This window comes from Marinagarivorans sp., assembly GCF_982758155.1.
This window is the reverse complement of record NZ_CEXWTU010000145.1, coordinates 1-12,358: the sequence shown is the minus strand read 5'-3', so window position 1 is coordinate 12,358 and position 12,358 is coordinate 1. Positions and strand designations below refer to the sequence as shown.

Sequence of the window (12,358 nt, the reverse complement as noted above, 5' to 3'; positions counted from 1 at the left end):
CTGTTGGATCTGTTGGATCTGTTGGATCTGTTGGATCTGTTGGATCTGTTGGATCTGTTGGATCGACCGGATCTACTGGATCTACCGGGTCCACTGGATCTGTGGGATCGGTAGGATCGGTAGGATCGGTAGGATCGGTAGGATCTGTTGGATCGACGGGATCGACGGGATCGACCGGATCTACCGGACCTGTTGGACCTGTTGGATCTGTTGGATCTGTTGGATCGACGGGATCAACCGGATCAACCGGATCGACGGGATCCACAGGATCCACAGGATCCACAGGATCGGCTCCATCACCAGGCTCATTATTCGAGGCATCTTCTGATGTGATCTCGCTTTCTGCCCCCTCCTCCGTGTTTTGCTCGGTATTATCGTCGCCCTCTAATCCGCTAGTATCCTCCTGCCCACCAGCCTCTTCACCACCACTAACTGAATTTTGACTCCCTTGAACCTGCCCCCCCTCAGGCGCAGCACTGCCATTGTCCGGTAATGACGCTCGGCGATAATTAGGATTCTGCCCAGGCTGAACATCAGCCTCTTCACGGGGAGCATCACCCTGCCTTACGTCACTTGCCTGGTAACTTTCGCTTGAATCGCGCGCACTGGTAGTTGCCGCCGTGTGCTGACCAGCTTCAGATTCTTCAACAGATACCGATGGTTTATCCTGAACGTATTCAATGTCATCTAAGGTATCGTTTTCTGTACCGCCTTGCCTATCGTTGCTCTCAGCTTTTCGATCAATACGATCACTATATGTCAGGTTGCCCGCTGTTATTGCGCTCTCGTCGCTGGCATCAACATCGTCGGCCTCGCGCTCTTCAGCATCAAGATTAGCCTTCTGATCCTCATCAGCAATAAACTGGTCCAGCGCATCCTGCTGTTGTTGTTTTTTACTTTTGGGATCGTTTTCGTCAGCCATTTTAGCAACCCTGATTCAGTCCAGTCTCAACAGACTGGCGCATAAATAAACTTACACCTACCTATGTAGGCTAGTTCAGAGTTGCCAACTAAGAAGCAATATTTTTGAATAGAAATCGGTGAATGGTGCGAATTAGGGTATATAAAAATTCACATTAAATTTTAGACCCTTTAAAAACATCAACCCCACAAATCAACAGACAAATACCTGTCAAAAAAACATCAATACCATAAAAATAATTTATCAGTATTTTACTTTTTCAAATTATTGACGGTTTGGATGCGAGAATAATCACCACATTCAAACGCTTCAATATTTTCAAAGGTCACTGCCGCTATTTTCTGCAGTGCTTCGCGTGTAAAAAAGGCTTGGTGGCCGGTAATCATCACATTGGGGAACGTCGTTAAACGGGCAAAAATATCATCCTGAATAATAACGTCCGATAAATCCTCAAAAAACAATCCGGCCTCCTCCTCGTAAACATCAATACCTAAATAACCGAGATGGCCTTTCTTTAAGCTATCAATCACCGCCTGCGTGTCTATTAAACCGCCACGGCTAGTATTGATCAGCATGACACCTTTAGGCATTTTAGCGAGCGAATCGGCATTGACAATATGATGTGTTTTGGGGGTTAACGGGCAATGTAATGATACCACTTGGCTTTGCGCCCAAAGTTCTTCTAACGCTACATGCTCGGCGCCTTCGATAGGGGTTTTTAACGGGTCGAACACTATGACCCTACAACCAAAGCCCCGCATAATACGAATAAAGGCCAAGCCTATTTTACCCGCACCGATCACCCCCACCGTTTTACCGTGTAAGTCGAACCCCATTAAACCGTGCAACGAATAATCATTTTCGCGAATGCGATTATGGGCTCGGTGAATATGTCGATTGAGCGTCATGATTAAACCCACCGTATGCTCGGCCACCGCATAGGGCGAATATTCTGGCACGCGGGCGATGCAAATATCCAAGGCTGTAGCCGCTTCAACATCAACATTATTAAAACCGGCACAACGCATGAGGACCAATGAAATGTCGTATGCATATAAACGCTGTAAGACCTCCGCATCCAGCGAGTCATTCACAAAACAACACACCGCATCACAATCTTCTGCTAATACGGCGGTTGCTGGGGCTAACGCCGCCTCAATATAAAGTAGCGTATGGCCAGAATTTAAAGCGTCAAAAAAAATGTGGTCGTAAGGTTTGCTACTATAAAATGCAATTTTCATAATATCCTCGCACAAGAATAGACACTTATATAACCGCTAAAATTTAACACCAGAAAAGCATCACTAAGAATTAAACTTCAGCCTCTTGGTTCAAATATTTACAAATTGCGGCATGCGGATTCGCACAATGGTACATCTCGCGGTAAAGCAAGACGTCTTCCGCTTTTACGTCCACCAGTTGCTCCGCCCCATAAAAAATATAGAATCTTGCATCGTCATATTGATATTGATAAACCCCGTGCGGCTCTTGCTCTAAAACCAACCACTGCGCTTCGTTAGCATGGCAAGCATTCACCGTAATCAAAATGCTAGGGGGTATTTCAACAATCACAAAGGCTTTGGGCGCAGACATAAAATCACGTTCGCGTTCATAAGCAATATAGGTGGCCTTATCCGTTGCCAACACGGCCAAAGTCGCGGCTGGCTGTGTACAAAATAATGGTAACTCTGTTGCGTTCATTTTTCACCGCCCTCTATCTCTTCATTATCGCTCGGTTCATCGGCAATATTTTCGCAAGTATCGTCCAACCGTAAAAAACCATCGTCATCTAGGCTGCCCGTTAAACCCGTATCTAACCAGGTAATATTATCAACGTCATAACAAGGGGATTCTTCGCCAATATAGCCCAACATAATTTGCGGCCCTGCCACCCAGACTCTGCCCCGCATGTGGGTGGCCACCTCAAGTCTATCGGCATCTACAATTTTTAAGCTGGTGCCCGGTAATGGCATCCCTAGCGTCTGGGGTTTGGTCCCAATTTGAACCTTCCAATTATGTGTATCCATAGCGTCAGGAATATTACAACTCACCACTGGGGAGGCTTCTGTAATACCAAAGCCGACTAATACCGGTTGATGAAATTTCAACTGGAAATTTTGAACCGCATCGTCAGTTAAACCTAAATGGCTACAGACCACACAACGCACACTTTTTAGCATGAGTGTATGGGCTTTATCATGGTCGGTTAATTGCTGTAATACCGGCGCACTCACAAACAATAACGTCACATCATTTTGGCTAATCGCCCGAGCATCAGCCACGGGGTTAGCCAAAGGTTGTGGCACGCATGCAATACCCTGCAATAACGGCATTAATAAATTCACCGTTAAACCGTAAGCCTGATGCAATGGCATATTGGCTAACACCACATCATCCGGCTGAGCATTTAATACATCGGCTAGCTGCGCAACATTCGCCTGAATGTTTTTATGGCTTAAATTTACAGCATGCTCTTGGGTAAACACCACTACGGCAGCATCTTGCGCAGCGGCTTTATTTAACGATAACCAGCGAATTTTCCAAGCCGGCGTCCAGCGGCTGTAAAAAGCCGTTAGCCATCGTTCGAATCGCGTAATTTGAAGCTTGTCCATATCAACAACAGTGACGCTATTACTCAAACCCGTCATTAAGTCTTTCGCGATATAAACCGTATTAGAGTCTATTTTTTCTAACTGTTCGGCCAATACTGCTGGCTGCAATGTGCCATCCAGGTTAGCAATACGTTTACCAGCTATAAACGCGGCCATGTGTAAAATAGCCGCATCTACCGTGGGCGCCATCATTACGCCAATGGTCTGCGTTTTATGTAAACGTAGACGGCGCGCCCAAATTAATGACAAGCTCAACGCTTGATGCCCGGTTAGGTGCCCACCTTCAGGATGAATTAATAACGGTTGATCGGCCACCTGCTTTGCACGATTAATCCAGCTAGCGCCAAGCGTTGGTTTTTGATCAATAAAAGTTTGCCACGTTACTAACGACAAGTCGTACACACGGCGTTTTAGCACATCCGCCGTAGTTACCTTAGGTAAAGATTCGCCAAAAGCGCAAATTAAATTGCGATTTAACCCCCGCTTTTGCGACTGTTTAAAATGCTCACTCGCACGGGAAAACTGGCTGCCCCATAAACCCCGCAGGTAGAAGGGAACAATCACAACCGCATCGTCGCACAACGCCGCTGCGCGCTCGAAGCCTTTGCGAAACTCGGCCAAATGCCCTGTACGACTAATCGTGCCTTCTGGGAATAAACACACCACCTCACCTTGGTTTAAATACTCTGCCACCTTTTCAATCGAACTTTGAGCACTGCCACCTTGTGCAATCGGAATACAGCCCATTAAATCCAAAAAGCGCTTAAGGTACCAACGCTGATAAATACTTTTTAGCATTACAAAACGTACAGGCCGCGGGCTGGCCAACTGTAAAATAGCCCAATCAATCCAACTGATATGGTTACCCAACAGCAAAACACCACCCGCCGAAGGCATATGCTCTAAACCCTGAACATGCACCTTGTAACGGCGAGAGATAACACTCGCCAAAGCAAAGCGCACAAAAGCTTGCGGCAATTGTTTAAGAGTATAAATACTGCCGATAAGCGCCACTAACACCATAAGCTGCAGCAGTGTTTTACTACTAAACCCCATCAAAGCAAACACTACTGTTAAGCCTAAAAAGCTTAACATCGCCAAGTTTTGCACCCAGTTATTAGCCGCCAATGTGCGGCCCAGCGCATCGCCTTTGGCATTAAACTGAATCAGCGCATTAAGCGGCACAATAAAAAGACCGCCGCTAATGCCTATCCACAAAAAGCACCCCGCAAAAGCCCACATACTGCTCAAATGAGTTAGGACAATCAGGCCGCTCAAAATCCCGAGTGCACCTACGGGCAATAGACCAAGCTCAATATAATTGCGCGAAACCTTGCCGGCCGTCATCGAGCCTATCGCAATACCTATGCCCGTACATGCCAATACGGCTTGTACAACTAAGGTATCCAGCTCGCCCGTCGTAGCTTTTAAAAATGAAGGAAACACCGCGAGTAATACCTGCCCGATTGACCAAAACATCGCCAAGCCAATCACACTCAAACCAATAGCGCGGCTATGGCCTAAGGGTTTTAAATCTTGCCAAAATAAACGGCCAGAAAAGAATGCTTTTTTATCGAAATTCGCCTGCGGGTTAGTGACACCCACCGCGGGCAAGCGGTACATCATGATGAGTTCAATCACGCTGTTAATCACCAACAACCAACCTACCGGTGCAATAGCGCGAAGAATTTCAGACTCGTTAGCGGGGTTTTCAGGGTAAAGCAACTCAAAGACAATGGTATAGGCAAAACTACCGGCTAAAATCGCAACAATCGAGAGTGCTGATATGGCGCCGTTGGCTTCACTCAAACGCGCCTTGCCGAACAATTCTTTGATGTAACCATACTTGGCTGGCGAATAAATCGCCGACTGCGCCGCCAGTAAAAACGTCATCGCAAAGGCGAGCTCAAACATGCCCAAGTAATAGCAGGCCGTAATACACAACGTTAAGACCACCGCGGCCCAAGCGCTCATTTGCATCACACGGCTTTTGTAAAACTTATCTGAAAGGAAACCCGCCGGGCTGAGTAACAACAGGAAAGGCAGCAAAATCAAGCCATTCACAATAGCCGTTAAGATAACCTGCTCGGCACCGTCGTATAGTTTGTACACCGTATTCTGGATAACAATTTTGTGGCCTAAATCCACAAAAGCATTAAGGAAGGCGGCGATAAAGAAGGGGATAGCACCCGTAAAGTGACGAAGTGATTGCTGCGAAGTAGAAGGCATAGTAATGAACGCGTTTACAGTCCGAAGGAAACGCCATCATCGCGCAAACGAGGAGGTGGGTCTAGCGCCGTAAAGCGCTAGCCCCAATGAGTGTATTAGGCTGTACGCCAAATGCACACCGCTAGCGCCAACCAGCCGATAATAAACGCCAAGCCACCCAGTGGTGTAATGGGGCCAAGCCAGCGGGGCCCGCCCAATGCCAGCCAATACAAACTACCGCTGAATAAAATAATACCCGCGATAAAAGCAATACCCGCCACCTTGCCAACCGCATTCACGCCCAGCATTTTTAACAACATGGCTACCGCCAACAATGCCAACACATGCACAAAGTGATACTGCACTGCCGTGTGCCAAGTTTGCAGCGCTGTTGCACTAAGGCTTTGCTTTAAGGCATGGGCGCCAAAGGCACCCAGGGTAACCGCAAGCGCGCCGTTAATTGCAGCAAAGAGTAAAAAGAGTTTAACCATGGCTTTCTCATTTAAGTGGATGCGATCAAGCCATGGATAATACAGCGAAAAACAGTCGATAGCTGATCTCGCCCTACCTACAACTTGCGTACACTCAATTTAAGCCTCGCCCCTAAACTCTATTGAACGGGGCTGAATCCTTTAATAACAATGCGGTGGATCTTCATGTGATGGCTCTTATCCCAGCCCTCGCGCACTTCAAGAATAAAGCGGTTTGCAACATCATGCACAGACCAGCTTTCTGGAAGTGACAGCGACAACAAAGAGCAGCCCGCGGTTAATGCTAGCTCCTGCTTGCCCTGGCTGTCACGCAACCAAGTCGCTGTTGGTGCGTGCCCGTTATTTTCAGGCTCGCCAGGTTTAATAACCCGGATTCCGAACTCGGGGCCTGGGCGCTCAGATTCAACGTATATATCAACGCCTGTTAGCGTGAAGGTTTGACGCTTACCATGTGCCGCAGGCGGCGTAAGTTTAAAACCACTAAAGCCTTTCGCGCTGTGATAAGCCAAGACCGAACTATTGCCGAGTGGCTGATACTCGACCACAGCGCCACTCGCTGTTGCCCAAGCTTCATCAAGGTACCAAGAATTACGTAATTCCAAGGTATTGGCTACAACATCGCCGAGGGGCTGGCCACCATCAAAAAGAACGAAATCAGTTTGCGCTTGTATTCCGCTTTGGGGACAAAGTGCTGTGAGTGGCGCTGCTGGTTTAAGTTGCTGGGGAATACTTGCACCCTCTAGCCGATTACCGGCTGCACCGTAAATCTCAATGCCGCGCACGCTCGCGCTATCGACGAGCGGCAAAAAATCGATAGATAATTCACCGTCATCAACGAGGATATTGTTAACTGTCACCGAGTAAGCGCGGTCATGCCCCACTGCTTTTAAAGGGTTCACCTTGGCCAACTGTTTTTGCCCCTCAATGACCACATCAAATTCGCGTAGACCGGTTTGCGCTGGGCCAAACCAAGTTTCCGCCATGTGTAATTTAATATCGTAGTCACCAGATTTTACCGGGAACCCATAACTAAAACGCCCCCAACGTTCCGACTGAAAAAGTGTTTGATCTTGGGTGCCTTGAATGGCGTCCGTACTCGCGCCAAAGCTGCCACCTTTAACATAATGATCCGCCGCGTAAGCCGTACCATCTTGGGCGATAAAATGTTTACCACCTGCATTAATGGCGTAGAGCAGAGTATTGTCAGTGCCTTTATTGCCAATAGGCGTTTGGGCGCAAGCGCCGAGCATAACGGCACAACTCAAGGCAAAAGCGTGCTTTAAAGTCGTCAAACGATAAACAATTGACAGCATGTGAGATTCTCTCGAAGTGGAATAAGGGACGAGGCAATAATAGTTTATCCAATTAGGCGAAGAGATCGGCTTTCTTATCGAGGCGCTTAAAGGGGCGCATGCCGGGGCATGTAACGCTTTGAGCAACGAAGATAAGGAGGTCGAGATCAAGCATTAGTGGATGAAATATTGTTTCCTCGTCCCGAATAAACCGCCAGCAACGTCGCTCGGTGATCGCAGCCGAGGCGATAATGCGTTTGGGCTTAATGATTAATGACTAAATAGCAATGGTAACACCGGCGCCATAATCAATGGGGGTAGTGTGATTGATTTCTTGTGGTTTGATTGCGCACAGACTTTCGGTCGCTGCACGAATTTGGCCTCAATCAATATCACGCAAGCGCCCTTTAAAAAGCGCCCGATACCTGAGGTGTGGTCAAGCGAATAGCTCTGCCTGGAGCATTGTGTTGGTAGCTTAAAAAGAAGACAACAGATGGCTGCCAGAAGTGGCATGCACATCACGCAAGTTAAGCGCTATGAAGCAGGCCAAACTAAGTAGATGACGGGGAAATTTAGGGCCATAAAAAAGCCGCTAAGGCTGTGAAGCTTTAGCGGCTTTTTGGGGCGGGGTCATCCTAGAGAACACCAATCTATCGATTGAATAGATCTTTGTTATGGATGTCCCCGACTATTGCAACAGAGGAGGCCCTACTTGAGGCACTAGCCGAAAAAAATCCGAGAAATGTTGATATGCTGATAATCTATGCAATCAATTAACGTAAAAGAAGCTGCACACCAATTGGTGGATCAATTACCTGAAGATACAGTGCTTTATGCCTTTCAGGATCACAGAGATACCGAAGCCGGAATTTAGCTAGGACAGGCACTCATTTTAAGCCTCCATAATTTTTAGTATGTACCCCGTTAACTAACAATAAAGTCCTTAAGCAGTTAACTTAAGGACTGCATTTTTTAACTGTATAAAAACACAGTAAGTTAGGACTTAATTGATAGGCGTCGCAACTATGTTATCAATGGCTAAACCTTTGATAGGTTGCCCCTCTAAGCCCACTTGTTTAAGGTATTTGGCATTTAAGCGGTTATCTTGTCCTACTTTATGTACAAACTTCACATGGCCGCTGGCAATGGTGTTGTTTTCTATATACGAGTTATTTTGTAGCGCTAAAGTTTTTAAGCTTCTTTGTACATTACCATCAATGAGCGGGTGTATCGCATCTAGGTGATAGGAAAAATCAAAACTCACCTCGACTAAGGTATTAGCACTGAGTTTGTTGCCCCAAATATTATCTAATGTAAAGCTGATTAAATCACCTTGGCAAGCCGCACTTGGGGTTTGTAATGAATAACGGCCGCTGTCGCCATGTACTTTGAGTTGGTTGTTTACATTAAAAGCGTGTTCCCTGCCAAATCGTATATCAACGGCAACTCTATCGGCACAGCCTTCGGTAATAATAACCGTGTTAAAGCCGCCGTCAAGATCAAGGTAGGGGTTTAAAGGATAGTCTTCAAAATCAAACATCAAGGATTCTTGGCTAGGTTTGTTGGCATAAATTAATATGTCGTCAATTTCCATCACACAAAACCTGTTGGGGCTTAAAGCGCTGGCGCATCCCACATTCCTAATGTCGATGTTTTCAACACTATTTGAAGCTACCGATATACTTGAGGTGAAAAAGTTGGGCACCAAATTGTCAATGTTGTTATTAATGGTAGCAGGACGATTGGCAATGCCAAAACCATTGTCATCTTTACCTATTACAGAAAAATTGGGTGCCTTGGGAGGTTGAGTATTGGTTACCTGTCTGCCAATGAGGTCCACTTGCGTAATGGCGCGTTGGCCACGTAATTTGGTAATGTTAATTGCCTTGCCTATAGATGTAGGGTCTTCAACCAATACTCGCCTTTGGGTATTTTGCTCGTCATTTAATTGTGGTGCTGCAAAGCGCTCGGGTGCATTTTCGGGAGTGTCGCTGGGGCCTGCATTAGCGTGTTTAATAATATCGCCTGTTAATTTTTGCTCAAAACCTTCTACTCGAAAGGCGGGGTTGGCAATTAAGTCGGTTTGAAAATCAATTAATGTGGGCTTTGCGTAGCAGGCATCGGTATTGGCGAGGGTATCCATCATGGGGGCAATGAATTCCATGTGGCGTAAAAAATTGGCATCGTTAACTTCAGCGTGTGGCATACCGTTGTTTTCGCATGCATAGCTCATCAACGCCGGTGTTAATGTTGTCGTACCAAATGTTGGTGATGCAAGGTGACAGCCACGACAGTAAGGTTTTGCGATCGCGTGGTACAGTTCTTGATCATTAATAAATTCTGGTGGTGTGTAGCTGTCCACCAAGGTTGATGTGCTGCTATTGATGCCGCCAGGATATGAGCCCTCTAAATACTTCCAAATTTGCTGATTAAACGCTTCCGCCGAGCTAGGGTAGGCATTTTTTTCGGCTTTATAAACGAGCTTGTTCATTTTGTCGAAAATGGGTGTGGCTTGTTGGCGCTTTTCTGGAGTTTCGAATTCAAATGAGTAGGTATCAAACGGCAAAAAGTGCGTATCGACAATATTGGCACCATTTTGTGTGATTTTACCACCATGACAAGACAAGCATAAACCGGGCTGAGCATGGCCTAAACCATTATCTAATACAATATTCTGACCGGTTACTAATTCAAAACCCGCATTATTAGGATTCACATCTGCAAAAACAAAGAAGCGCACTTTATTATTTTTATCAGCGCCATTCGATGGGTTGGGCCAGTATTCCATGGCGACTGTTGCAAAGGGGGTGGCAAAGGGCGAGTTGCCTTCATTGTTATTGGTGTTTAAACCTTCAAAAGCGGCCTGCGCACCACCGCCAATTTTACCGTGATTAGAAACATAACAGGCCATAGCGCCCGCTCCACGCTGGACCTCTAAATGAGGCTGCGCTACGCAGTTCATATCGCGGCCAAGACCTAAGTCCGCGCTGTTGTAATACTCGGCATTGAGTTTGGCTTGGCTGTTAAAACCATTGCGTGTTTGCCAGCTATCAAAGGTTAAATTGGCGGGATTGCTAATGCTATAAGGGCGTGTAACTACGGCGTCTAAATAATTATTTAATACCGTGGCCGCATCGTTATCGCTGGGTAAATCTCTATTTAAATAAGTGTTTTGTGGGTCGTGAATGTCAGCATACGTGTTAACACTAATGCCTGTTAATGCGGCGCTGGCCAGTAAACAAATGGAGAGCTTGTGTAACATGATTATTCCTTGTTGTTCTAGTGATTAAACCTTGTTAAATAACACTGAAAATGTGCACGGATATAATAACGGAGTGCTTAAAAAAATTTGTGAGAAGCGGTGGGCACAACGCGAATGAATAACGCGTTATTTATTGTGCGGTATATCTTACAGCTATAACAATTTTCGGTTTACCAGTACGGCTTATTACACTTTGATTTTCGGTAACTGCAGGGATACACACTCTACATCTTGCTTAAATTTCAACCAGACCAATCGATGTGTCCACAATAATCTATCAAATCAATAGGTTAGTGTTCTCTAGAATGTAGTGGCATACTAAATCTGGTCACCCATTAAGAGGTGTTAAAATCACCTCACTACTTAAAAAGAACTAATCGGGGACACCCATAACATTAAGCTATCAAATCAATAGGTTAGTGTTCCCTAGGATGAACCTCGCCCCCAAAAGCCGCTAAAGCTTAACTGTAGCGGCTTTTTTTATTGCCTGTTATATACGTAGATAGCGGGACAGACCCCCTATATTCGTCATCGAGCCTGACCGACAAAACGCATTCCTAGAGAAAAACGGCCAGCCGCTCACACCCGACCGCCTTAGTCGCTCGGTGACTAAATACATCAAAAACGGTGCCGACATCCGCTTTATCCAACAGATGCCAAGCCATGCGTGCATCAACACCACGAGATATACCCCCATGTGAGCATCGTGAAGCTAAAGCAAACCCATGACACAACCCACCCGACGATGCATCGACAGCAGCAAGCCGAAACCGAACAGGAAGCCACGAAAGAGGCGCTGCTATCGACACTGAATGAATAATCGGAGGAAGACAATGGGCGATAGATCAGCTACAGTTGAGGTTCTAAAAGAACCTCGGAGAATCGCTATGCCGTTAAAAGCTACTTCAGTGAGATTGGATGACGAAACATTAACCCGTGTCGGTCAGATGGCCGAAGCTATGGATAGGCCACGCGCATGGTTGATGGCAGAGGCTATCAAGCAATATGTAGCCCGCGAAGAGTGGTTTATTCGAGAAGTGAAAAAAGGTGTGAAAGCCGCTGATGAAGGGCGATTGATCGACCATGCAGACGTTAAAGCTAAATGGGAGACCAAGCGTGCAGCTCAAATGGACTGACCTTGCTGATATCGATTTAGATAAAATCGAAGCCCATATAGCCCAAGATAATAGCCCCATCGTTGCTATCGATGTAGTGATGAACATCATCGATAGCACTCACCTAATCTTGCCGGATCACCCCAGAGCTGGTCGCCAAGGTAGATTGAAAAATACACGAGAGCTGGTGATTGATGGCGTACCGTTTATCGTGATCTATCGAGAGAATATCAGTACAAGCTGCATTGAAGTCTTACGTGTTCTCCATGACGCTCAGCAGTGGCCGACAGCCAATTAAAAGCGCTTGCCTATAAGAGGTATTGGACTTCTTCCGCCGCTCGCCACTCCGTAAGTACTTACTATAATGTTGCAACGAGCCAACAGGACAGACACTCCATATTCGCCATCGAACCTGACCTACAATACGTATTCCTCGAGAAAAACGGCCAGCCGCTC

Annotated in this window: 9 protein-coding genes; 2 read left to right on the top strand and 7 right to left on the bottom strand. The window is 46.3% G+C overall.

The features are described from left to right. From AC3A8L_RS14455 to AC3A8L_RS14425, 7 genes are all read right to left on the bottom strand, one after another. On the bottom strand, positions 1-922 hold a 922-nt coding region (locus AC3A8L_RS14455), incomplete at its 3' end, for a hypothetical protein (protein WP_487962977.1). Positions 923-1,173: 251 nt separating this feature from the next. Continuing rightward, positions 1,174-2,163 carry a 2-hydroxyacid dehydrogenase gene (locus AC3A8L_RS14450; RefSeq protein ID WP_487962976.1) on the bottom strand — a complete coding sequence of 330 codons (990 nt, stop codon included), beginning with the start codon at positions 2,161-2,163 and terminating at the stop codon, positions 1,174-1,176. Positions 2,164-2,233: 70 nt separating this feature from the next. Continuing rightward, the gene (locus tag AC3A8L_RS14445; RefSeq protein WP_487962975.1) at positions 2,234-2,623 is read right to left on the bottom strand and encodes a hypothetical protein; all 390 of its coding nucleotides are present in this window, start codon (positions 2,621-2,623) and stop codon (positions 2,234-2,236) included. Further along, positions 2,620-5,763, bottom strand: a complete 3,144-nt coding sequence (locus AC3A8L_RS14440; RefSeq protein WP_487962974.1) for an MFS transporter — start codon at positions 5,761-5,763, stop codon at positions 2,620-2,622. The genes AC3A8L_RS14445 and AC3A8L_RS14440 overlap by 4 nt, the downstream gene beginning before the upstream one ends. Before the next feature lie 95 nt (positions 5,764-5,858). After that, positions 5,859-6,233: a DUF423 domain-containing protein gene (locus tag AC3A8L_RS14435; RefSeq protein WP_487962973.1), complete on the bottom strand. Its 375-nt coding sequence runs from the start codon at positions 6,231-6,233 to the stop codon at positions 5,859-5,861. A gap of 119 nt (positions 6,234-6,352) precedes the next feature. Further along, positions 6,353-7,546: a malectin domain-containing carbohydrate-binding protein gene (locus AC3A8L_RS14430; protein WP_487962972.1), complete on the bottom strand. Its 1,194-nt coding sequence runs from the start codon at positions 7,544-7,546 to the stop codon at positions 6,353-6,355. Between the two features lie 982 nt (positions 7,547-8,528). Further along, positions 8,529-10,787, bottom strand: coding sequence for a hypothetical protein (locus AC3A8L_RS14425; protein WP_487962971.1), 2,259 nt, complete (start codon positions 10,785-10,787; stop codon positions 8,529-8,531). Between the two features lie 887 nt (positions 10,788-11,674). Here AC3A8L_RS14425 and AC3A8L_RS14420 point away from each other — a divergent pair. Both AC3A8L_RS14420 and AC3A8L_RS14415 read left to right on the top strand, forming a co-directional pair. Further along, entirely contained in the window at positions 11,675-11,923 is a 249-nt protein-coding gene (locus AC3A8L_RS14420) for a CopG family ribbon-helix-helix protein (protein WP_487962970.1), read from the top strand. After that, positions 11,904-12,200: a type II toxin-antitoxin system RelE/ParE family toxin gene (locus tag AC3A8L_RS14415; RefSeq protein ID WP_487962969.1), complete on the top strand. Its 297-nt coding sequence runs from the start codon at positions 11,904-11,906 to the stop codon at positions 12,198-12,200. The genes AC3A8L_RS14420 and AC3A8L_RS14415 overlap by 20 nt, the downstream gene beginning before the upstream one ends. Positions 12,201-12,358: the final 158 nt, after the last annotated feature.